This window comes from Bradyrhizobium zhengyangense (assembly GCF_022012555.1).
In the GTDB taxonomy this organism is placed as follows: Bacteria; Pseudomonadota; Alphaproteobacteria; order Rhizobiales; family Xanthobacteraceae; genus Bradyrhizobium; species Bradyrhizobium zhengyangense.
The window spans coordinates 938389-959912 of record NZ_JAKLTZ010000004.1; the positions used below are offsets into that span (position 1 = coordinate 938389).

General features: G+C 62.1%; 21 protein-coding genes and 1 pseudogene. 6 read left to right on the forward strand and 16 right to left on the reverse strand.

All coding sequences use genetic code 11. The annotated features are described in order from the left end of the window. Positions 1 to 58: 58 nt before the first annotated feature. The 12 genes from L6639_RS19900 to L6639_RS19955 all read right to left on the reverse strand — a co-directional run bounded on the left by L6639_RS19900 (position 59) and on the right by L6639_RS19955 (position 11391). Complete coding sequence (locus L6639_RS19900; protein WP_195787501.1) at positions 59 to 1282, reverse strand: ABC transporter substrate-binding protein; 1224 nt, start codon at positions 1280 to 1282, stop codon at positions 59 to 61. Between the two features lie 77 nt (positions 1283 to 1359). Then, positions 1360 to 3225, reverse strand: a complete 1866-nt coding sequence (locus L6639_RS19905; protein ID WP_237863299.1) for an AMP-dependent synthetase/ligase — start codon at positions 3223 to 3225, stop codon at positions 1360 to 1362. Between the two features lies 1 nt (position 3226). Then, complete coding sequence (locus L6639_RS19910; RefSeq protein WP_007594449.1) at positions 3227 to 4006, reverse strand: enoyl-CoA hydratase/isomerase family protein; 780 nt, start codon at positions 4004 to 4006, stop codon at positions 3227 to 3229. A 16-nt stretch (positions 4007 to 4022) separates the two neighbouring features. Continuing rightward, positions 4023 to 5156 carry an LLM class flavin-dependent oxidoreductase gene (locus L6639_RS19915; RefSeq protein WP_007594451.1) on the reverse strand — a complete coding sequence of 378 codons (1134 nt, stop codon included), beginning with the start codon at positions 5154 to 5156 and terminating at the stop codon, positions 4023 to 4025. Between the two features lie 167 nt (positions 5157 to 5323). Then, positions 5324 to 6115, reverse strand: coding sequence for a creatininase family protein (locus tag L6639_RS19920; RefSeq protein WP_195787498.1), 792 nt, complete (start codon positions 6113 to 6115; stop codon positions 5324 to 5326). Positions 6116 to 6119: 4 nt separating this feature from the next. Next, positions 6120 to 6884 carry an enoyl-CoA hydratase/isomerase family protein gene (locus tag L6639_RS19925; protein WP_338076548.1) on the reverse strand — a complete coding sequence of 255 codons (765 nt, stop codon included), beginning with the start codon at positions 6882 to 6884 and terminating at the stop codon, positions 6120 to 6122. A gap of 105 nt (positions 6885 to 6989) precedes the next feature. Then, positions 6990 to 7709 (reverse strand): ABC transporter ATP-binding protein, encoded by a 720-nt coding sequence (locus L6639_RS19930; RefSeq protein ID WP_061881451.1) that lies wholly within the window; start codon positions 7707 to 7709, stop codon positions 6990 to 6992. Beyond that, positions 7702 to 8427, reverse strand: coding sequence for an ABC transporter ATP-binding protein (locus tag L6639_RS19935; protein WP_028140599.1), 726 nt, complete (start codon positions 8425 to 8427; stop codon positions 7702 to 7704). The genes L6639_RS19930 and L6639_RS19935 overlap by 8 nt, the downstream gene beginning before the upstream one ends. Then, positions 8424 to 9455, reverse strand: a complete 1032-nt coding sequence (locus L6639_RS19940; protein ID WP_237863300.1) for a branched-chain amino acid ABC transporter permease — start codon at positions 9453 to 9455, stop codon at positions 8424 to 8426. Before L6639_RS19940 ends, L6639_RS19935 begins: the two co-directional genes overlap by 4 nt. Then, complete coding sequence (locus L6639_RS19945) at positions 9439 to 10308, reverse strand: branched-chain amino acid ABC transporter permease (RefSeq protein WP_092215465.1); 870 nt, start codon at positions 10306 to 10308, stop codon at positions 9439 to 9441. The genes L6639_RS19940 and L6639_RS19945 overlap by 17 nt, the downstream gene beginning before the upstream one ends. Positions 10309 to 10422: 114 nt before the next feature. Further along, the gene (locus tag L6639_RS19950) at positions 10423 to 11010 is read right to left on the reverse strand and encodes a flavin reductase family protein (protein ID WP_237863301.1); all 588 of its coding nucleotides are present in this window, start codon (positions 11008 to 11010) and stop codon (positions 10423 to 10425) included. Between the two features lie 27 nt (positions 11011 to 11037). Then, positions 11038 to 11391, reverse strand: a complete 354-nt coding sequence (locus tag L6639_RS19955) for a VOC family protein (RefSeq protein WP_183233617.1) — start codon at positions 11389 to 11391, stop codon at positions 11038 to 11040. A 608-nt stretch (positions 11392 to 11999) separates the two neighbouring features. On the opposite strand from L6639_RS19955, the gene L6639_RS19960 reads away from it, so the two are divergent. Further along, complete coding sequence (locus tag L6639_RS19960; RefSeq protein WP_195787496.1) at positions 12000 to 12623, forward strand: Lrp/AsnC family transcriptional regulator; 624 nt, start codon at positions 12000 to 12002, stop codon at positions 12621 to 12623. 142 nt (positions 12624 to 12765) lie between these two features. Further along, a complete protein-coding gene (ribB, locus tag L6639_RS19965) occupies positions 12766 to 13842 on the forward strand; it encodes a 3,4-dihydroxy-2-butanone-4-phosphate synthase (RefSeq protein ID WP_195787495.1) in 1077 nt (358 codons plus the stop codon). Here ribB and L6639_RS19970 read toward each other — a convergent pair. Then, entirely contained in the window at positions 13801 to 14739 is a 939-nt protein-coding gene (locus L6639_RS19970) for an AraC family transcriptional regulator (RefSeq protein WP_237863303.1), read from the reverse strand. The two genes, ribB and L6639_RS19970, sit on opposite strands and share 42 nt — an antisense overlap. Before the next feature lie 90 nt (positions 14740 to 14829). On the opposite strand from L6639_RS19970, the gene L6639_RS19975 reads away from it, so the two are divergent. The 3 genes from L6639_RS19975 to L6639_RS19985 are packed head-to-tail and all read left to right on the forward strand — an operon-like array spanning position 14830 to position 18013. Further along, positions 14830 to 16899: an FUSC family protein gene (locus tag L6639_RS19975; protein WP_237863304.1), complete on the forward strand. Its 2070-nt coding sequence runs from the start codon at positions 14830 to 14832 to the stop codon at positions 16897 to 16899. After that, positions 16896 to 17114, forward strand: coding sequence for a DUF1656 domain-containing protein (locus tag L6639_RS19980; protein ID WP_237863305.1), 219 nt, complete (start codon positions 16896 to 16898; stop codon positions 17112 to 17114). The genes L6639_RS19975 and L6639_RS19980 overlap by 4 nt, the downstream gene beginning before the upstream one ends. After that, complete coding sequence (locus L6639_RS19985) at positions 17111 to 18013, forward strand: efflux RND transporter periplasmic adaptor subunit (protein WP_237863306.1); 903 nt, start codon at positions 17111 to 17113, stop codon at positions 18011 to 18013. The genes L6639_RS19980 and L6639_RS19985 overlap by 4 nt, the downstream gene beginning before the upstream one ends. 880 nt (positions 18014 to 18893) lie before the next feature. Here L6639_RS19985 and L6639_RS19990 read toward each other — a convergent pair. Continuing rightward, positions 18894 to 19436, reverse strand: a complete 543-nt coding sequence (locus L6639_RS19990; protein ID WP_276576242.1) for an ABC transporter substrate binding protein — start codon at positions 19434 to 19436, stop codon at positions 18894 to 18896. A gap of 138 nt (positions 19437 to 19574) precedes the next feature. Here L6639_RS19990 and L6639_RS43480 point away from each other — a divergent pair. Then, a pseudogene (locus L6639_RS43480) lies at positions 19575 to 19934 on the forward strand (IS5/IS1182 family transposase); the annotation flags it as partial. Positions 19935 to 20206: 272 nt separating this feature from the next. On the opposite strand, the gene L6639_RS20000 reads toward L6639_RS43480, so the two are convergent. Together L6639_RS20000 and L6639_RS20005 are read right to left on the reverse strand one after the other, a co-directional pair. Beyond that, positions 20207 to 20581: a response regulator gene (locus L6639_RS20000; RefSeq protein ID WP_237863308.1), complete on the reverse strand. Its 375-nt coding sequence runs from the start codon at positions 20579 to 20581 to the stop codon at positions 20207 to 20209. A gap of 12 nt (positions 20582 to 20593) precedes the next feature. Next, the gene (locus L6639_RS20005) at positions 20594 to 20992 is read right to left on the reverse strand and encodes a response regulator (protein WP_237863309.1); all 399 of its coding nucleotides are present in this window, start codon (positions 20990 to 20992) and stop codon (positions 20594 to 20596) included. Positions 20993 to 21524 lie beyond the last annotated feature (532 nt).

Below are 21524 nucleotides of genomic sequence, written 5' to 3' on the forward strand. Positions count from 1 at the left end.
CCTGGGCACTTGACGACCGCGACCCCGCGACGCTTTCGCGGGGCCGCCCGTAACGACGTCAGCGTTTGCTGTAAGGCGCAAGCGGATACTCGAGCGACGCTTCCGCAATGGCCTTTGGAGCCACCACCCGAGGCCTGCCTTTCAAACCCTGCAGCATCACCATCGAACAGTGGATGTTCTGGCCGGTCTCGTCGAACGAGGTGTTGTCGCCGTACATCAGGATCGGCTTCATGTCGGTCTTCTTGAGCGCGCCGTGAATCGCCGCGGACTCCGGCGAAGCCGCCCGCGTCACGGCGTCTGCGACGATCTGCACCGCCTCGAACGCGCAGCCCGCATTGGCATCGAACCAGTCGTTCGGGTAGTCGGCCGCGAACATCTTCATGATCTTGTCGGTCTCGGCGCCCTTGGGATTGAGCCACAACGCCGACAGAACCGGACCGTCACCATACTTTCCGAGCGCGTCGTGATACGCCTTGTCGGACACGCCGTTGGAGTTGGGCGAAAACACCATCTTCGGGTCCCAGCCCTGCTTGATGCATTCGCGCGCGATCATGATCGCGTCATTGACGCGCGTGACTGAGATCAACGCATCGGCACCCGACGCTTTCGCCTTGGCAACTTCCACCGACAGATCCTTGGCCTTCTCGTCATAGGCAACGTGCTGCGCGATCTTGAGCGGAACATCCACTTCCTTCCACGCCTGATCGATGCTGGCCGCCGTCGACTGCCCCATCGTGTTGTTGAGATGGAGAACGACGGCGCTGCTCGGCGGATCCTTCAGCGTGCCGAGCACGGACTTCAGTTCGGCCAACGATTGCCGCACGATGGTCAGCGACGTGGGGTAATAGCGGAACACCTGGGTGAAGCCCTGTGAAGTTACCTGGGTGGCGCTCGCGATGTGGACCACCATCGGCACCTTGGCGGCCTCGCAGGCCTGCAGCGCCGAAATGGTGGCACCGGAATCCCACGCGCCGATCAGCACGGTGCAGCCCTGCCGGATCAGGCTCTCGGCGGCAATCCGACCGTTCTCCGGACGGCTTTGCGTATCGGCGTGAACGATCTCGATGTCGAGGCCGAACTTCTCACGCGCGAATTTGGCGCCGAGATCGATGCCGCGCACGCAGGCCTGACCGGGAAACGCCAGCACGCCGCTGCTGGGCATGATCGCTCCGACTTTCACTTTCGTGTTCGCCGCAAACGATGGCCTTGATACCAGGCCTACCGCAATTCCCAATCCGCTTCCGACAATCGTCCGCCGCGTGATTCCGCTTCGCTTGGTCATCTCGATGTCCTGTTGCTGAAGGAGTGAAATCTTATCTCGACTGGTAGCTTCGTACGTTTTGGGACCGACCGCCGACCTCAAAGGCCCATCTCGGCCTTGATCAATTCTTCCTCGGTTTCGTCGTAGAGCGACGCGATCAGCGACTGATAGCGCTCGTTGATCTGCTTGCGCCGCTTCTTCCGCGTCGGCGTCATCACGCCGTTCTCGAGCGACAGCTCCTCCGGCAGAATGCGGAACGCCTTGATCTGCTCGGCTCGCGCCAGCCTTCCGTTGGCCTTGCCGATCTCCGCCTCGATCAGCCGGTTGACGATCTCGGAGCCTGCCAGGTCCGCGTAACTCGCGATCTTGTCGTCGCGCGACTTCGCCCAGTCCATTGTGGCGGTGGCATCCACTTCGATCAGGGCGGTGAGATATTTTCGCCCCTCGCCGATCACAGCCGCCTCGGAGATGAACGGGCTGTGCCTCAGCTCGTTTTCGATCTGAGTCGGGCTGATCGATTTGCCGTTCGACGTGTTGATGATCTCCTTCTTCCGGTCGACAAGCTTGAAGGTTCCTTCCGGCGACACTTCGACGATGTCGCCGGTGTAGAGCCAGCCGTCGCGAAGCGCCGCTTTCGTCTCGTCCGGCTTGTTCCAATAGCCCGCGAACAATCCCGGTCCACGGACGATCATCTCGCCGTCCTGGAGCACGGCGGTTTCCCAGGCCGGATCCGGCAGCGGGACCCCGACGTTGCCGGCCTTCGGCCACTCCGCCATCTGCACCAGATTGGCACCGACCAGTTCGGTCTGGCCGTAGCACTCCTTGAGCTGCAAGCCCCACAACTGCCACAGCGACATCAGCTCGGACGGCATCGCCGCCGACGAGGTGAACGCGACCTTCAGTTCGTCGAAACCGACCTCCGCGAGCAGCGGCAGGAACACTTGCTCGCGGCAGGCCGCGAACAGTTTCGAGACGAAGGCATCCTCGTGGCCGCGCTGACGGTCTTCGAGCGCCCTGCGCGCGATCGTCACGGCAAGCGTGTAGTTCTGATCTCCCGCTTCCCCGGCGGGATGCACCTTGCTGAGGATCTGTGTCGCAAAGCGCTGGTAGAACCGCGGCGGCGCCATATAGTAGGTCGGCTTCACCTCTTTGATCGTCTGGGCGAAGTCCGCGGTCGTCTCGCCGAAATATGGAACTGCGTCGGCGATCAGCGGCAACGTGGTCGCCTGCCCGCGCGCCACAGTGTGCGACATCGGCAAATGCACGACCACCCGGTGTTCCTCTTCGCGCATGCTGGGGCCGAACAGGGTGATGCAATGAACGCCGGCGAGAATGGAAAGGTGCGTCAGCATGGCCCCTTTGGGGTTTCCGGTCGTCCCGGACGTATAGCCGATGCTGACGACATTGGACGCCTTTGCTGTCGCGCTCTCGTTCTGCAGATAGTCATGCGCATCGACATCGTGTGCTCCAACAAAGTCGGCCAGCGACTTGATCGACGCCGAGGCCTCGCCGGTCCAATCCGGGTCGAGCACGATGATGCCGCGGAGCTGCTCGGCCCGACCGGAGGCGAGCACGATGCGAAGCTGCGGCTCCCCGCCGACGAACGCGAACTTCGCGCCTGAATCCGTGAAGCAGTAAGCCACTTCTTCGGGTGACGAGGTGAAGTAAACGCCCACCATGACGCCGCCAGCGCACATCGTGGCCATGTCGGCGATCAGCCATTCCTCGGACGAATCGCCCATGATCGCGACCCGATCGCCGCGCTCGAGACCAGCACGCCGCAGCGCGCTGGCCAGGTTCACGACACGCTGCGCATAGGCGCCCCACGTCATGGCGGTCCAGGCGCCGTGACGCTTTTGTTGCAAGGCGATCTTGTCGGGCCGCTCCGCGAGTCGCGCGGCCAAAAGCTGCACGACGGTCGTATCCGCCAACTGGGCGCCGGATGTCATCTCAGCGACGTTCATCTCAGCGCTCCGCGAAACGCTTGCGCTTGGCCGCGAATGCGGCAACCGCCTCGGCCCGCTCGGGCGACTTGAACGTCAACATCTCCAGCGCCGCAGAGGTGTCGAGCAGCAGGTGGGCGTACTGCTTGATGATCTTGTTGACGCTGTACTTGGTCCACACGATCGATTCCTTCGGCCCGCTTGCCAGCAGTTCGGCGTATTCGATCGCGGCATCGAGAACGTTGCCGTCTGCGACCACCTCGTTGATCATACCGATAGCAGCCGCTTTCTCAGCGGAGATGAATTCGCCGGTCATCAGATAGTGCTTCGCGCGTACCGGCCCCATCAGCAGCGGCCAGATCACCGCGCCGCCATCGCCCGCGACGACGCCGGCATTGACATGCGTGTCGGCGAAACGGGCTGTCGAGCTCGCATAGATCACGTCGCAGAACAGCGCGAGCGTGGCACCCAGGCCGACCGCGACACCGTTGACGGCCGCGACGATCGGCACTTCGACTTCCAGCATGTTGCGGATGAGGTGGCGACCGCTGCGCGTCGGGGACGGCAGCGTTCCCTTATCCAGCGACTTCTGATCGCCACCAGAGCAAAATCCGCGGCCCGCACCGGTGAGAACGATCGCGTTGACAGAACTGTCGTGATCCAGCTTGACGAAGACGTCTTCGAGCTCCTCGTGCATCTCCCAGTTGATCGCGTTGAGGATCTCCGGGCGGTTCATCGTGACGATCGCGACGCCAGTGGCGCGCTGCTCGACGATCAGGTACTTGTAGCCGTATTGCGACATTGATTTCACCGTTCGATTACTGCTTCTGGGTCCGCATCAGCCGGATCTGCCCGAGGATCTCCTCGGTCGGCCGCACGACGTTGTTTCCGTCGTTGAAATGCGGGATGACGTAGCGACCGACCATGTCGATCGCCTCCATGATCTTTTCGTGCGGGACGGAGTCCATGTGCAGCAGCACCTCGTCGATACCCATGGCCTCGAACTTCTCGATCTGACGAATGACCGTATCGGGGCTGCCGCACACCGTCGTGGCCGACTCGTTGACCAGATAGTCCCAGTCGTTGGCGGCGCGCTCCATCGACGGCACGCTCTCCCCCATGTATTTGTAGTCGTCGGCAATCGCCGCGAGACGCGGATAGGCATCGGTCGAGATCTTGGCATAGTGCATTAGCGGGCCGGCATAATCCGCCTTGGCCTGCTCGTCCGTTTTCCCGATGCCGATGAACAGCGGAATGCCGATACGCGGACGCTGCAGCGGTCCCTCCGCGTCGCACTTCCAGTTTTTTTGATAGGCGTCGATCAGCTTCTGCTGAGCTTCCCAGCCCTGATAGATGTTGCTGCTCATCACGGCGAAGCCCTGCGAGGCCGCCCAGAGATGACTGCGCTCGCTGGTCGCCGCGATCCCGATCACCGGATGCGGCTTCTGCAGCGGCTTCGGAACCAGCTGGCGCGGAGGGATCTGGTAGTACTTGCCGTCAAACGTGAAAATGTCCTGGCGCATCGCCGTTTTCAGCAGCGCCAGCCCTTCCTCCATCTGCGCCAGCGTTTCGTTCGGATCGACGTTGAACGCCCGCATCGCGATGGTGGTGTTGGCGCGGCCGCCGTAGAATTCCATGCGGCCGTTGGACAGGATGTCGGTCACGGCAAGCCGCTCGGCCGAACGCAAGGCGTGGTTGATGCGCTGCGGCATCAGCGTCACCGCCGCGCGCAGCTTGACGCGCGACGTCACCGCGGCCAGATAGCCGAACACCACTTCGGGCGCCGAGCTCGAGATCCCGCCCAGTGCCACGTGCTGCTCGGAGAGCGCGACGCAGTCGAAGCCGACCTTCTCGGCCAGACGGACTTCGTCGACTAGTTCGTGAAGCCTGCGCGAGTAACTGTGGCCGACCTGGGTTTCCTGTTCAGACCAGAACCCAAACGTAAGTGCCATGTCTCAATCCTCTTAGCTTGCGAGATGGCACAGGGTTTCATAGGCGTGGCGATATTTTCGCCCGAAAGCCGCGTTGCGTAGTAACGCTTTCCGAATTTTATGCTGTCAGCATTCGCAACATGGCAGACGCCCCGGGAAGCTTCGCCACGCAGCGGACGGGCTGACCGTCAACGGCGGGCGCTGGCGGCTCCGGCCTCGCTATCGAAGGTCTTGATCAGCAACTCGGCGACCGCCGCGAGGCACGCTTCGCCGATGGCGTAGCTCGAGCCGATCGGACTTCCGATCACGCCGTTCTGCGAAACCGATCGGATGCCGTTCTTCCACATCAGTTCGAGATCAGCCTCCGACAAGCCGCCAAGATGGCCCACCTCGAAGCGGTCCGGTCTGACGCTGTCGGGCCTAATGACCATCATCAGCGACGTCTCGGCGATGTCGGCGTGGCCGCCGACGGCCAACACGTCTCCTCCGGCTTCGCGCACCGCATCGCGCCACGTGTCGATCCATTTCGTCGAGTCGAAGAACGCCAGGATCTCGACATCCGAGGGGACGACCTCGCGCAAGCGACCGAGCACGTCCTTCAGGACCGGAAAATTGCCGATGTGACCCGAGTGAATCAGGATACGCTTGAAGCCGTGCCGCGCCAGGCTTGTGCAATAATCGACACAAATCGCTTCCAGCGTCTCCGGCCGCAGCGAGATCGTACCCGCGAATGGCAGATGGTGAGACGAGCAGCCGACCGTGATGGTCGGCGCCACCAGCGTGTTGCCGCGGCTGCGCGCGATCCGCTCGGCCAGAGCATCGGCATGATCCGCATCCATGCCCAAAGACAAATGCGGCCCATGCTGCTCGACGGCCCCCAGCGGGATCACTACCGTCGTGCACCCATCGGCCAGCGCCGCGGCGACTTCCTCGTGGCTCATCTGCTCCAGATAGATCTGATCGGGATATCCGCGCGTCATCGGCTCAGCCCTTACTGTTCTTTGACAAAAATATCGCACGCGCTTTGGTTGAGCTCTCGGCTGTGACGTAGGCGTCGAGGTCGGCCACGGTCATTTTTTCGAGCGCCTGATCGCTCATTTGCGCGGTGAGATTGAGCGATCGCTTGATGGCATGGAACAGCTTGCGGTCTTTCTGCCGCAACACGCCGCACACGTCTCGCGCACGGGATGCGACCTCCTCGGTCGGGACGATCTCGTTCACGGCGCCGATCGCCACGGCGCGCTCCGCGCCGACGAGCTCGCCCCAGTACAGCAGCTCTTGCGCCGCCCGCACGCCGAGCTTTTCGACGGCCCGGCGCATGCCTTTGGTCACCGGCAGCAAGCCATGGTTGATTTCCGGAAATCCAATCTTGCACGCCGCATCGGCCACAACATAGTCCGCATGCAGCAGAAACTCCAGGGCGCCTCCGACCGCATAGCCGCGGACGGCGCAGACGATCGGGCCCGGATAGTTCTCCATCGCCACGAGGAGTTCGTGGAAGAACCGAATGCGCGGCCTAGCGACGTCGATCCCGACGACTTCCTTGATGTCGCCGCCTGCGCTGAAGAAGCGGTCGCCGCTTCCGGTGAGCACGATGCCGGGCGGATTCTCGTCGTCGGCAAGGCGCCGGATCGCCTCCAGCAACTCGACGATGAGTTGCGCATTCAGCGCATTGGCCGGCGGCCGGTTCATCGTGATGGTGACCAGGTCTTGATCACGCTCGATCAGGAGAGAAGTGGCAGTGTTCATCAATGAGACCCAAGCGAGAGGCGGCTGCAACAGCCGGGGAGCGGTGGACCGAACGGCGGCGCGACGAGAGCCGCAACGCCCGACGCCTCGCCGAGACGGCGCGCCTCACAATCCCAGATAGGCGCGCTGGACATCGGGGTTCTCGAGCAGATCGCGGCTAGATCCATGCAACACCACGGAGCCGTTCTCGAGCACATAGCCGCGGCTGCTCAGCGCGAGCGACTTGGCGACATTCTGCTCGACGAGAAGGACCGTGATGCCCTGCTCGTTGAGGGATTTGACGACGCCGAACATCACATCGGTCAGCGCCGGCGACAGTCCGATCGACGGCTCGTCGAACATCACGATTTCTGGCTTCGACATGATCGCCCGACCGATCGCCAGCATCTGTTGCTCGCCGCCGGACAGCGTGCCGGCGAGTTGGTCGCGGCGCTCGCGAAGTCGCCCGAACAGCTGATAGACGGAATCAAGCGTATTTGCCAGGTCGTGCCTGGCCCGCTTCAGCGAGCCGCCGATCAGCAGATTGTCCTCGACGGAGAGCGCACTGAAGATCTGGCGGCCCTCGGCGACCTGAGCGATGCCCATTTCGCATATGTCCCACGGCGGTCGCCGCGAGATTTCGACTCCGTTGATCCTGACGGAACCGCGCGACGACGGCACGATCCCCGCGATTGATCGGATCAGAGAGGTCTTGCCGGCGCCGTTGGCGCCGACCACGCAGATCAGTTCACCCTTGCCGATGCGGAGCGACACGCCGTTCAGCGCATTGGAGCCGTCATAGGCCACGCACAGGTCGTCGATTTCGAGAAGCGCGTCGTCAGGCATGGAAACCGGCTCCCAGATAACTTTCCAGCACCGCAGGATCCGCTACCACCTCTGACGGCTTGCCCTCGGCGATCTTGGCGCCGTGGTGTAGCACCACCACGGTCGACGCCACTTCCATCACGATCCGCATCACGTGCTCGACCAGTAGGATCGTCAGTCCACCCTCGGCGAGCCGGTGCAGCACGCCGACGACGCCTGCCGCTTCGGTCGGACGCAGCCCCGCCATCACTTCGTCGAGCAGCAGCAACTTGGGGCGAGTCGAGAGCGCCTTCGCCATCTCGAGCATCTTGCGATCGGGCAACGTCAACTGATCCGTCCGGGCATTCGCCTTGCCGGCGAGCCCGACATTTTCGAGCGACTCATACGCCTTGTCCCGCGCCTCCTTGACGTTCGTCGTCCAGCTGAAGGCGCCCACCATGGCATTCTCGAGCACCGACATATCTTTCATCGGTCGGACGATCTGGAAGGTGCGCGCAATGCCCATGCGGCACACCGCTTCGGGCGGCTCGCGCTCGAGCGAACGCCTCTCGAATAGCACCCGCCCGGCGGTCGGTCTCAGCGCCCCGGCGACGAGATTGAAGCAGGTGGTCTTGCCGGCGCCGTTCGGCCCGATCAGGGCGGTGATGCGGCCTGCCTGCAGTGAGAAGCTGACGTCATTGACCGCGACCAATCCAACGAACGCTTTGGTCAGGTTCTTCACTTCGAGCAGCGCGGTCATTCCTCGACCTTCCGCAATTGTGAGATCCGGCCGCGCGCCGGCAGTTGGATCGCCTCGTAGAGCCGGACGATCGCCGGCCAGATGCCGTCGGGCAGAAACCACACGACCAGGATCAGCACCGCCCCGTAGGCGACGCTGTTCAGTCCGGGGAGCCCCAGGCTGTCGCCGAGCGCCCCCATGGCGTGATGCAGCGGGATCGCGGCCATCGAGCCGACCAGCGGGCCGAACGCAGTGCCCAATCCGCCGACCACAGGGCCGATCAGTACGTCGACCGAGATCGCCATGCCCATGATCGAATCCGGAAAGATCGCACCCTGCACCAAGCCCAGCACGCCGCCGCCGACCGCGGCCGTCGCGGCCGATATCGAGACCACCAGCACCTTGTGGCGAAACGTCCGCACCCCCAGTGCGCGGGCGGCCTCTTCGTCGTCCCGCATCGCCCGCCAGACATAGCCCCAATAGGATCGCGAGATCAGCTCCGTTCCTGCGACGCCGATGGCCGCAAGCGCGAGCGCGACGAAGTAGTAGAACCGCGCGTCACCGCGCAGCATCCCGAGGTCCATCGTGCCGCTCGGCGCCTGATAGAACAGGCCCTGCATGCCGCCGACATAGTCCCACCCGCCGAACATGATCCGGGCGAATTCGGCGGCCGCGATCGTGAGCAGCGCGAAATAGATGCCACGGACCTCGAAGCGGAAGCTCAGCCACGCCAGCACCGCGCCGACGAAGCCCGCAATCACCGCGCCCAGCAGCAGACCGATCCACGGGGTGACGCCGTATTTGATGTTTAGGATCGCCACCGCATACGCACCGATTCCAACGAACAGCGCGTGACCGATGGATAGCTGCCCGCCGATCCCGAGCATCAGGTTCCACGATTGTCCCATGAAGGTGAACAACAGGACGATCGTCAGAAGTGAGATGACGTAGGCGTTGGATATGCCACCCACCACGGCCAGGGCGGCGAAGACCAGAGCGCCGGCACCCCAACGCTTGGTGTCGCTGGCTTGATCAGATGTCCTTTGCACCGAAAAACCCCCTCGGACGGAAAATCAGGATGATGATCAGGAGCGCGTAAGGGAGTGCTGTTTTCATCGACGGCGTGAACATCAAGGCCGCGATCGCTTCGGCGACCCCGATCGTCAGGCCGCCCAGAAGAGCGCCGCCGAAGCTGCCGAGACCGCCGACGATCACCGTCACGAAGGCCAGCAGCGTGAAGTCGACGGCGAGATAGGGTTGCGCATCGAACAGCGGCGAGATCAATGCGCCGGCGACGCCAGCGCAGGCGGCTCCGATGCCGAAGGTCACCGCATAGACCCGAGGGATATTCAGCCCGACCACCAGTCCGCCCAGTCGATTATTGGCGGCGCCCCGCAGCGATCGGCCGAATGCGGAGTACTTCAGATAGGCTCCCAGTGCGGCGATCAGCAGTCCGGCCGTAGCGGCCGCCTGGATGCGGGCCCAATCCAAGGTGAGCGGTCCCACGCTCACGGTCTGGAAGGACAACTGAGACGCCGTCGGCCGCGGATCCGGACCGAACGACATCAGCAATACGCCGCTGAAAAGCAGTGAGAGGCCGATGAAGACGATGAACTGATAATGATGCGGCCGATTGACGAACCGCTTCACGACGAGCGTCTCTAGCAGATAGCCGAACACGAACATGACGACCGCGGCGATCGCGGCGGCTAAAACGATCGGGATGTCCCAGATTCGAACGGTCCAGTATCCGATGTAGATCCCGAACACGACCATCTCGCCATGAGCGAAATTGACCACGCGCATGACGCCGAAGATGATGGTGAGACCGAGCGCGACGAGCCCGTAAACCAGCCCGATGAGCACCCCGCCGGCGATGACATTGAGCCAGAGCGACAGCATCAGCGACCGGCCGCCGATGGATGCGCGATAGAAAGTCTTCGTCTTCCTTGCATGCTGATCGGTTCCATCTTGGCTGTAGCGGAAACGTAGCGGCGCCTGACGTCGTCCTGTGTTTCAGACCGCCTTTGGCGCGGCGAAACATCCGTCGATGTAGACGAGCGACTCACATCCGGCCCTCGTGGTCTGAGCCACCACCTCTCCGGTGAAAATGGTGTGACTACTCTCGCTGTAAGCATTCACCACGCGGCAATCGAAGCTGCAGACCGCACCGACCAGACTTGGTGCTCCGGTTTTGAGATCGCACCACACACCGTCACCGAAGCGGATATCGCCCTTGCTGCCGTCCTGCCCGGAAAACTTGAGCGCCAGATCGCGATGCTCGACCCCTAGAATATTCCAGCAGAACGACCCACTGCTGAGAATGGTGTCGTGCGCACCGGCAGATCGATTGACGCAAACCAGCACGCTGGGCGGAGCCGCCGACAGTGAGCAGCCCGCCGTCAGTGTCAGACCATGGCGGTTCGGCGCCCGGCCTGTCGTGACGATCGACACGGTGCCCGGCACGCTGCGCATCGCAGCACGGAATGCTGCGGCATCGAGTGGGCTCGTTTCGGACAGCGGCGGTGTTGCGGACGGCATGGCTACGACCCTTGGATTCATGGGATGGATGCGCCCTCTTTGTCTGGTTGTGAGTCCGGGCATGCAGCGCTGCCCCGGTGAACGTCTGAGCTATCCGGCTGCTTGATAGAACTGGATGACGTTACCGCCCGGATCCCGCACCTTCACCGCACGGCCGTGACTTTCCATGTCCCGGACAGCGCCGACTTGCGCCCCCATGGCTGCGGCACGCTCCATGGCGGCATCGAGGTCATCGACATCGAAGACAAGAACAGCATCTTGCAGCTGGTCCGAGACCGACTCCGTCGGTCCGGCGACGCAGAACGCAGCCGCATCGCTCACGAACTGGATCCACTTGCCGGGATCAGCGAAGCGCACCTTCAGACCCAGGCCTTCGTAGAACTCGGCCAGGCGTCCAGGATCGTTCGCTGTCAAATAGACTTGCTTCAGTTTCACGCTCGACATCCAAACCGTCGCTACCCAAGTGCGATCGTGGGTGGATAGTCGCCCGAGCCTCTCAGCATTACTGCTTGAACAACGCCTGTCACAGAAGCTTCATCAGCATTTTATGCTGTAACGACTCGTCGAGTCGCTAGATCCAACTCTGCATCCGGCCGATCTTTGCCATTTTCTGATTGACGAGGTGGGCGTCGTTGCTGCCGAACCTTTTGTCTCGCGCAACGCCCGCGGCGTGGTCAGCGACGTGGGACCGAAGCCACAGCGACGACAGGCGGTTGTACGAAATAGGGCAGCTCTCGACATCCAGCTCTGCTGCACGTCCCGTCAAGTGACACGGGGAGCCAATCGATGGAGCGGCGGGCATTACATCTTGACCGAATCCGTGGATCAACGTCGGCCTGCATATCGCATGGGCAAAAAATGTATCGGAAGTAGGCAACTAACCTTTTGATCGCAATGCACAACGCGAAGGTTGACGGTTTTTCGATACAAATCGACGATTTGTCGAAATCCCACAAGCGCAATTGCGGTTAGCTTTTACCACGCGATTGTCATCACCCCGCAAACGACGGTGATACGCGCCGCAGAAGACTGCCATACTTGGGAGATACGCGATGTCGACAACCTCTCTCGACAGAATAGATATCAAGATCCTCAACGAGCTCCAGCAGAATGCGAGCTTGACCAATGTCGAGCTCGCATCACGCGTCAATCTCTCGCCGTCGCCGTGTCTGGCACGCGTCAGAACACTGGAAAAGCTCGGCGTGATCGATCGACGGATCGCCCTTCTCGATCCCGCCGTGCTCGGCATTGGTGTAACGGCTTTCATCCAGATCAAGCTGGAAAAGCAGGTCCAGACGTCCCTCGAGAATTTCACCCGATCCATCGACCGGTTGGCCCAGGTAATGGAATGCTATCTCATGACCGGTGAGAGCGACTACATGCTCCGCGTCATGGCGGCCGACATCGAAGATCTCGAAGACCTGATTGTCAACAAACTATCCCGCATTCCCGGCGTCAGCAGCATTCGATCAAATCTGGCCCTCAAGCGCATTTCGCACAAGACCGTGCTGCCGATCGACGCTAATCGGCCGGTCACCGTCAAGGCTTGCGCCACCCCCTCGCGCCCTCTGGAGCGCTCACCAAGACCCCGATACGACCCAACCAGTCCTTTGCTGTCCGATGCGCCGATCGGGCTCGACACCAATCGTCCCAGCTACAGCGTGGAAAGGCTATGAGGCGCCCCGCCATGGGCTCCGGCCAGTTGGCAATAATGGTGAAGTTAAGATCGGCAGAGTGCTCGAGCGGCGCTGCGAGCCTGACAATCTGCACACGACCCAACGCGAGCACCCGTCGGTTCCAGCGAGGAGAGCGACCGAGATGACGGGATCGATCGAAGCGGCCCTGCAGGCGCTCGCCGACGGCGAAATCGTCGTGGTCACCGACGACGACGATCGCGAGGGCGAAGGGGACCTCGTCGTTGCCGCCTCGCGGTGTACGGCTGAGAAGATGGCCTTCATCATTCGCCATACATCGGGAATCGTCTGCGCTCCGATTACCCTTGAAGACGCGAGACGCCTGCGGCTTGACCCGATGGTTGTCAACAACGACTCGGCTCACACCACGGCGTTCACCGTGTCAGTGGACTACCGGCCGGATAACGGTACGGGCATCTCGGCCGAAGAGCGGGCCTCGTGCTGCCGTGCACTCGCCAACCCCAACGTCGGCGCCGGCGATTTTTGCCGGCCGGGACACGTTTTCCCGCTGATCGCAAAAGAAGGGGGCGTACTCATGCGCTCGGGTCACACCGAGGCCGCCGTCGACCTGTGCAGACTGGCAGGTCTCGAGCCGGTCGGTGTCATCAGCGAACTGATGAACGACGATGGCTCGGTGATGAAGGGTCCGCAAGTCGCGGCGTTCGCCGACAAGCACAAGCTGAAACAGGTCACCATCGCAGACCTCATCAGCTTCCGGCAGGCCCGCGAGACGCTGATCGAGCGCGTCTCGAGCGTCACGGCGGAGAGCTCGATCGGCCCGCTCCAGGGCTATTCGTATCGCTCGCCGTTCGACCCCATTCATCACGTCGCCTATATCTACGGAGAACTGGGCGACGGCACCAACGTCCTCACGCGCTTCTACAAACCCAACATCCTGCGCGATTTGTTCTCGGGTCAGGAACAGGCCAAGATGGACGTCATTCTGCAACGCTTCAAGGATAATGGCAGCGGCGTGCTCGTCTATCTGCGCGACGGCGCGGCGGGCGTTCCGCCTGCGCCGCTAGGCCCGATCAGTTCGCGCGAAGACGACCGTAATCGGCAATGGCGCGAGATCGGCGTCGGCGCCCAGATCCTGCGGGATCTCAAGATCAGCTCCATCCGTCACCTCACGTCGTCGACGCATCACTTCAAGGGACTGTCAGGCTTCGGCATCGAGATCGTCCGAAACGAAGCGCTCTAACTCCAGCCATCCGCGTTTCGAAAGTCCATTGAGCGCGTCCCGCACCTCAGGCATCCGGCGAAGCTTGCAGTTCGTCTCGCGGCAGGTCTCCCCCGGGCCAGTCTGGCCGGCCTCCCGCTCGGAGAAGTAGCGCGCCGGCGATTTGCCAAGCGCCTTCTTGAACATGGTGATGAACGCGCTCACCGACTCGTAGCCGAGCGCCTCGGACACGGACTGAACCGTGTTGCCAGCAGACAATTTCTGGATGGCGACGATGATCTGAAGCTGCTGACGCCAGCGACTGAAGGTCATGCCGGTCTCGGCGAGCACAATGCGCATCAGCGTCCGCTCGCCGAGCGCGACGGCTTGCGCCCACTCCGCCACGGTCCTACGGTCGGCCGGATTGTCCATCAAGGCATCGGCGATCATACGCAGTTTCGAACTCCGCGTGATCGGAAGATGCAGCCGTTCGGTCGGCATGGCGATCAACTCGTTGAGGAGCACCGCGGCGATCTGCGCGGGCGGGCCGTCGGGATCGTAGAGCGGGGGCAGCGTCGCCATCCGATGGATCAGCTCGTGCAACAGCGGTGAGATCGACAGCGTGCAGCATTCCTGCGGCACGCTCGCCGCATCCATGTCCACATAGAGAAACAGCAGGCTGGCGTTGCCGCTGACGCGATTGCTGTGGGGCATACCGCCGGGAATCCAGACGCCGCAGCGCGGCGGGACCATCCACAGGCCGCTCGGCACTTCGCACGTCACACCGCCGCGCTGGGCGAGGACGAGCTGTCCCTTGCGATGGATGTGAACCGGCACTTCGTCCTCCTGCTCCCGGGTATCCACCATGCCGGCCACGATCGGACGGTCCAAAATGTCAGGATCGAACCGCCGATAGTGCTGATAGAGCGTGCCGCGCATTGTCATCCTTTAGCAATTAATTGGCAGAATAACGAAATTCTCTCGACGCAGCAACGCCTATGGTCTCCGTGCCTCACGGACGATCACATCATGCCTTCACCATTTCTGTCTCGGCTTCTCGCAACAGCAGCACCCGGCCGGCTCGATCCGAAATGGGCGCTGTTCTCGGCGAACTCCTTCATCGCGGCAATGCTCGCGATCTATTTTGCCTTCCGGCTCGGATTGGAGCGGCCGTATTGGGCGATGCTCACGGTCTATCTGACCGCACAGCCGTTCGCCGGCGCGGTTCGGTCACGAGCCGTCTACCGCTTTGTCGGGACATTGCTGGGCGCCTGCGTGGCGCTGGCGCTGGTCCCGATCCTGGTCGATCAACCCGCGTTATTGTCGGTTGCCGTTACCGCATGGGCCGGACTCTGCCTCTATATCTCCTTGCAGGACCGCACGCCGCGCAGCTATGCTTTCCTGCTGGCAGGCTACACCGCGACGACAATCGCGTTCTCGAGCGTCAACGTTCCGGCGATGGTATTTGTGACCGCGCTGTCGCGTGTCGAGGAGATCCTGCTCGGCATCGGCTGTGCGACCCTGGTGCACACCCTGCTGTTCCCGAGCGACGTCACTACTCCTGTGCTGAAATCCCTCTGCGCCGCATTGTCGGACGCCTTCGCCCGGACCACCGATGTGCTCTGCGCGCGCGTCGACAAGGCACCGAATACGGGACGCTGGAAGCTCGCTGCGGACATCACGCAAATCGAGATCCTGTCGACGCACCTGCGCTACGACACCGCCGCGAGCAAGCCGGACCTGCGCGCCATCGGTGCCGTGCAGGACCAGCTCGCATTGGTCTTGCCGATGCTGCTGTCGGTGGAGGACGGACTCGCCGCCTTGGGAGAGCGGCGCTCGGCCGAGTTGAACCAACTGCTGTCTGAACTCGCCGACTGGACACGTGCGCCGGAGCGATCACCGGCCACTTCCGACGAACTGATCAGAAAGTGCACATCGTTCGAAGCGACCTGTTGCGACGATCGCAGCGAATGGGATCGGCTGATCGAGGCCGGAACCGCGGCCAGATTGGCCACGCTGATCGAAGCGCTGGCTGCCGCGCGAAACCTGTCGCGCGCATTGCACAGCGGTGCTCACCCTGCCACTTGGAGCCAAGCTGGCCTGCGGGATCGACACGTGAGGCGACGCCTGCACAGCGATCCCGGCCTTGCCGTTCTGTCGGTCGTGGCTCTTGGCGTCGCCGTGCTCGGCTGCTGCACGGTCTGGATCACGACGGCGTGGCCGGAAGGCGGCGTCGCCACGCAAATCGCCGCCATCGCCGCGGCGCTCTACAGCAGCCTCGACGATCCCGCGCCAACGCTGATTTCCTACGCGCTCTGGACGCTGGCCTGCCTACCGATCGCCGCGATCTACCTGTTCGTGATCTTCCCGGCCATCACCGGCTTTCCGATGCTGGTGTTCTCGCTGGCGCCGACCTTTCTGGTGATCGGCTATCTGCAGGCCAATCCCCGGCATTTCATCAAGGCGCTGGCGCTCGGTCTCGGACTGATCAGCGCGCTCGACCTCCAGAACAAATTCAGCGCCGACTTCGCTCTGTTCATCAATAGCAATGCGGCTGCGATGATCGGACTTCTCACAGCGTTCATCGCAATTCGATTGCTGCGTTCACTGTCGGCATCGGGAGCGGCGCAGCGTCTGCTGCGCCACGGCTGGTCCGATCTGGCGAGGCTGGCTGCTGCACGGCGGCCGATGAGCCGCGCCAGATGGACCAGCATCATGCTTGATCGATTCGGCCTGGTGATCCCTCGGCTGGCTGGCGCGACGACGGACATCGCGGTGGAAGCCCGTCCCTTGGCCGCGCTGCAAATCGGACTCGATCTGCTCGCGCTCAGGCAAGCCGCAGTGCATGAGGACGCGCGCAGCGACCCTGGCCTCCAGCAGCTTCTGCCGATGCTGTCGCAGGCATTCCGCTGGCTGGCCCGCGGCAACGCGAAACTGAAGCCTGACGATGCGCGCGCCCTTCTGGCCGCGATCGACAACGCGCTGTGCGACACGCGCAAAGACACGACCGCCCGCCAGCAGCGAACGCTCGCGCTGATCGGCCTGCGTCGGACGATGTTTCCGGATGCTCATGCTTTGTCCATCAAGGCCATGCCATGAACGAGGAAATCGCCATTGTCGGCGTCTACGTTCCGACGTTAGCGCTGGCCTGTGCTTGTGCGCTCGCGGCCTGCTTTATCGCCTCCGCGGCCAACCGCAAATTCATCGGCGTCCATATTCGAAGGTATGCGTGGCACCCCGCGCTGTTCGACTTCGCCGTCTTCGTCATTCTGACCAAGATCTTCTACGCTGTTCTGGGAAAGCTGCCGCTATGACAACGATGAGTTCGATGTTTCCCCGCATGATGCTCACTGTCCTGATGGTGAGCGTCGCGGCACCGGTCGGCATCGGCATGTGGGAGCATTATGAGGCGGCGCCATGGACACGGGACGGCCGCGTCCGCGCCGACATCATCGCCGTTGCCGCCGATGTCTCCGGGCTGATCGACGAGGTGCTGGTCCGGGACAATCAGGTCGTCCGCAAGGGTGATATCTTGCTGCGGCTGAATCCCGACCGTTTCCGCCTCGCCGTCCAACAAGCAGAGGCGTCTCTGGCCAACCGCGAAGCCGCCGCGGAGAAGGCAGCGAGCGACCGCGCACGATACGAGAAGCTGAGCGAAGGTGTCGTGTCGCAGCAACAGCGCGAGACGATCCGCGCTACGGATTTGCAAGCCAAGGCGCTTTATGGTCAGGCCGTGGCCGACCTTCAGATCGCGCGGCTCGATCTCGATCGATCCGAAATCCGGGCACCCGCGAACGGCCGCGTGACCAATTTCGATTTACGGCCCGGCACCTATCTCGCCGCGGGGCGCGGCATCATGGCGCTGATCGACATCGACACCGTGCGTGTCGAAGGCTATTTCGAGGAGACCAAGATCCCGCGGATCCACCTCGGTGACGCCGTTGACGTGAAACTGATGAGCGGAACGACGCTGAGCGGTCGGGTCGAGAGTATCGCTGGCGGAATCGAGGACCGCGATCGAAGTTTGGGGTCCAGCCTGCTCGCCAGCGTCAATCCATCGTTCTCCTGGGTCAGGCTCGCCCAGCGCATTCCGGTTCGGATCCGCATCCCGCGCAAAGATGTCGATCGCCTGATCGTCGGAACGACTGCGACGGTGCAAGTCAATGTTGGAAACCGCAACGCACCGCCAAACACCATGGGCGTTTTACGGTAACGCGCTCAGCCGGCGTCGAGAAAATCTAATGAAAACAAAGCCGAATGGCGCACCATCCAGAATAAAACTACGAACTCATATGTCATTGAAATTATGACGTAATTCGCGGAATTTCTAAGCTAGAGTCCGGCGTAACCGACATTGTCCATGCACCGTATCGCGGCGCCGGTCCCGCCCTCACTGACTTGATCGGCGACGGTGTTTCATATCGCGTTCTCCGTTTCTGCCCCGGAAATGCTGCCCGCAAATCCGGGCCGACGGTAGCGCGTTGCCGTACTGTGTTGTGATCGCGCAGCTTGAGCGGCGATCAACCGGGCACGGGACCTGCGGCGGATCGGCTTGTCGGCGCGAGGTCGGCAGGGCGTGCTCGGCCCGCATCTTTCGCCCGTCGGCGTTCCGAAAGAAACCGCGTCAGCCACCCGAGAAGGTCGGCGGTCCAGCGATGCCGCGCGTCATGGATAATGCGGTCGAGATCCTGAAATCATTGGTTTGGTCCTGCATTGCCTACTCCGTTCGGAGGGAAGCGTCTTAGAGATTCGATACAAGACGAGAGACGGGCTTCTTCGGATGGTCAGTCGGCGGCTGCCCCATGACGGCCCAGATCGCGACGCCGATCACGAACGCCGACAGGACGGTCGACGCGATGGGATATTTCGTATTGTCCCTGGCTAGTCTAGCGCGACGCTTCGAGCTTCCGCATCTCTTGCAGGCGGGCGAGGCAATAGTCGCGATAAAGAACTTCGATGAATGTCCACATGACCAAATCCCCATCCGGTCTAATGCGGAGAGGGTGCTCCCGTTCGGTTTCAGGAATGTGTCGCGACCCCGAGAAATGGTTTCGCCGTTCGGCTGGCCGACTGTAGCCTTTGGAAAACTCCAGCTACTGGATTATCCGGGCAGCACGCCGCAGCACTTGGGGCGGAACCGTTTGGCCCAGGCGGCGCGCAGCGCGCATGTCCACGACCAAGTCCGGGCAACGCAACGTCTCGATCGGCAACTCGGTTGCGGCACGGCCTTCGAGGAGGCGGCAGGCTTGGCCCGCCATGCGGTGAGTGGCTTGCCCAAGCGCTGTTCCGTAGCTCAGAAGGCCTCCGGCGCGGGCCTGCTCCAGCGCAACCAAGGCCGGCAGGTTCTGCGACAGGGCACGCTCCGCGATCTGGGCAGCATGAACGCCGATGATCGGATTCTCCAGCCCCAAGAGAGCCTGCGTGCCATCTTCCCGCAATCTGGCGAAGGCCGTCTGAAGATCGGGTTCAGGCCCGCTGACGCGTACATCGATTGCGTGCAGACCGGCTTTCTGCGCGGCGCGCATGATTGCGTTGCGAAGGCAGCCGGAGACGGCTGCGTCGGACAAAAACGCGATCCTCGCAAGGTCGGGATTGATTTGGCGGAGCCAGCGCGATCTGGGCCGCGGCCTGGCCATCGTCGAAGGTCGTAACGCCTGTCATATTCGCCAAGGGGTCGCCCGAAGGACCCGCGAGTTCGTCCCTGGCCGGGTGTACGACCACCGCATAGACGATCGGAATCGCGGTCGTGGCGGACCTCGCTGCGCGGGCGGTCACTGCTGAACTGGCTGGTCGAGGAGAAGGGCATCGCGCCACATATCCCCGTGTTCGACAAGTCGAAGCGGGATGATGGCACCTTCTCGCGCTGCGACTTTCGATATGGCCCGACCACCGACGTCTACCACTGCCCGGGCGGAAAGCGGCTTGGGACGAGCGGTACCGTGCACGAGGGCAAGACCCTACTGTATCGCGCAAGCAAGCTCGACTGCAATGCATGCCCACTCAAACCGCAGTGCTGTCCAAAGGAGCCATCACGCAAGATCCCACGCGATATCCGTGAGCATGCCCGAGACGTTGCCCGGTCGTTGGAAGGCAACAAGGGCTTCGAACGGTCGCGGCATCAGCCCAAGAAGATCGTGTACTTCGTAGCGTAAAAGTTGCGTAGAGAGCGTCGGGGTCGCGGGACTAGCCCCGTTACCCCAAGTGAAATGGCCGAACCACATCACCGGTCACTGCCGACTTCTGCAACAAAATCGGCCTTTAGCTGTCCACCAGCTCAGGCGCCGTGATGTCGGCTTTGAAAGGGAGAGAGCGGACCAAGGTAGGAGTGCGCCGCGATGCCCGTTGCTGGCCCGTAACAAACCACCACAACAAGCCCAGCGATTCACGATTAGCGAGAGTGTATCGGCTAGATCGGTCCGAGTTTGTTGCTCTGCTGCGACAGTGTTGTCTCGATGGCGGCCTGCAACTCTGAAAGTAAGCAAGGCTTTCTCACCACTTGAGTACCTCTAAATGCGTGAGGCACTCCGGACGATCCATACCCACTAACAAAGAAAAAAGGCTTGCCTCGACCAGCAATCGCGGAGGCGATCGGCTCGACAGTATTGCCGCCGATATTTATGTCCAGGATCGCGAGATCGAAGTCAGCATCCGCTGCAAGAATAGCACCTTTCTTGGCATCGCCCGCTTCCGCAACGACTGAATGCCCTACCTCTTCGATCATTTCGACCAACATCATTCGAATAAGCGCTTCATCTTCGATGAGGAGGATTGAAGCAGACACGGTTTGGGTTCCTCAGGCGGGACCCCTCTGCTGCGAGTCCTGGTTTAGGAGCTGGGAAACAGCCGAAACCACTTGCGCCGGGGCAAAGGGTTTTTGGAGCAGAATGCTGTTTGGGACACCGAGTACCGGCCACTTATCAGCGGCGCCGCCTGTCATGTAAACCACGGGAAAATGCGGGTCGATCTCACGTGCGGCTCTTGCGACTTCCCAGCCATCGAGACGCCCTAGCAAATTGACGTCCGTGACCAGCGCTCGGTAGGGCGTGAGACCACCCTTCAGAAGCGTGACGGCTTCCTCCCCTGTCTTTACTGTCGCAATTTGAAAGCCGCCCTCCGTGAGAGCGTCTTCAACGACGAGTTGGATTGTATCCTCGTCTTCGATCACCAGGATGGTCGGAAGTTCCGGTTGCACATCTTCCCCCTTTTAGCCCCGCTGAGTGTTACAAAGTACACACAGCGCTTTTGTTCCGATGGGGGAACGGGGGCCACGTCGCCGCGGCGCGTCTCTGAGACAGGAACGTTCTGACAATTGCCAAGTTTTCCTGGTGCCCTCCCCCAAGGGCGACCCCGATGGCCCCAGCTCCATGCCCCCCAAATTAAAGCGAGCTGGGGCCTTTTTGTCACGAGAGCGGGTTTAGTCGCGCGCCACGAGAGCATTTTTTGACGTAGCCGGAACGGAATCGCGGCTGCTGAATCATCCTTTATTGGCAAACCTGTCGTCGAACGGTTGAGTTCTGTGCCGCGATTTCACTATTTTGACCGTGAGGCCGCAGCGACGTATGGCAAAAACAACCAAAGATTCTATGGTTGCGGCCGGCTTGGTTCAGCGCGCGGCAGACCTGCAAGACCGCACTGAGGAACTCCCGCCTGTTGACGTCGAGGCAACGGCGGAGGACTCCCCCAAGCTGATTATAAAGAACTAAGGCCGTCTCACTGGGCGGCCT

What these genes read in the sequence shown, in the direction of transcription:
- L6639_RS19980 (WP_237863305.1), top strand. Translation starts at nt 16,896, where the DNA reads ATGAACGAGGAAATCGCCATTGTCGGCGTCTACGTTCCGACGTTAGCG.
- ribB (WP_195787495.1), top strand. Translation starts at nt 12,766, where the DNA reads ATGACGGGATCGATCGAAGCGGCCCTGCAGGCGCTCGCCGACGGCGAA.
- L6639_RS19925 (WP_338076548.1), bottom strand. Translation starts at nt 6,884, where the DNA reads ATGAACACTGCCACTTCTCTCCTGATCGAGCGTGATCAAGACCTGGTC.
- L6639_RS19930 (WP_061881451.1), bottom strand. Translation starts at nt 7,709, where the DNA reads ATGCCTGACGACGCGCTTCTCGAAATCGACGACCTGTGCGTGGCCTAT.
- L6639_RS19970 (WP_237863303.1), bottom strand. Translation starts at nt 14,739, where the DNA reads ATGCGCGGCACGCTCTATCAGCACTATCGGCGGTTCGATCCTGACATT.
- L6639_RS19960 (WP_195787496.1), top strand. Translation starts at nt 12,000, where the DNA reads ATGTCGACAACCTCTCTCGACAGAATAGATATCAAGATCCTCAACGAG.
- L6639_RS19950 (WP_237863301.1), bottom strand. Translation starts at nt 11,010, where the DNA reads ATGCCCGGACTCACAACCAGACAAAGAGGGCGCATCCATCCCATGAAT.
- L6639_RS19905 (WP_237863299.1), bottom strand. Translation starts at nt 3,225, where the DNA reads ATGAACGTCGCTGAGATGACATCCGGCGCCCAGTTGGCGGATACGACC.
- L6639_RS19910 (WP_007594449.1), bottom strand. Translation starts at nt 4,006, where the DNA reads ATGTCGCAATACGGCTACAAGTACCTGATCGTCGAGCAGCGCGCCACT.
- L6639_RS19900 (WP_195787501.1), bottom strand. Translation starts at nt 1,282, where the DNA reads ATGACCAAGCGAAGCGGAATCACGCGGCGGACGATTGTCGGAAGCGGA.
- L6639_RS19935 (WP_028140599.1), bottom strand. Translation starts at nt 8,427, where the DNA reads ATGACCGCGCTGCTCGAAGTGAAGAACCTGACCAAAGCGTTCGTTGGA.
- L6639_RS19915 (WP_007594451.1), bottom strand. Translation starts at nt 5,156, where the DNA reads ATGGCACTTACGTTTGGGTTCTGGTCTGAACAGGAAACCCAGGTCGGC.
- L6639_RS19955 (WP_183233617.1), bottom strand. Translation starts at nt 11,391, where the DNA reads ATGTCGAGCGTGAAACTGAAGCAAGTCTATTTGACAGCGAACGATCCT.
- L6639_RS19985 (WP_237863306.1), top strand. Translation starts at nt 17,111, where the DNA reads ATGACAACGATGAGTTCGATGTTTCCCCGCATGATGCTCACTGTCCTG.
- L6639_RS19990 (WP_276576242.1), bottom strand. Translation starts at nt 19,436, where the DNA reads ATGGCCAGGCCGCGGCCCAGATCGCGCTGGCTCCGCCAAATCAATCCC.
- L6639_RS19975 (WP_237863304.1), top strand. Translation starts at nt 14,830, where the DNA reads ATGCCTTCACCATTTCTGTCTCGGCTTCTCGCAACAGCAGCACCCGGC.
- L6639_RS19920 (WP_195787498.1), bottom strand. Translation starts at nt 6,115, where the DNA reads ATGACGCGCGGATATCCCGATCAGATCTATCTGGAGCAGATGAGCCAC.
- L6639_RS19945 (WP_092215465.1), bottom strand. Translation starts at nt 10,308, where the DNA reads ATGCTGTCGCTCTGGCTCAATGTCATCGCCGGCGGGGTGCTCATCGGG.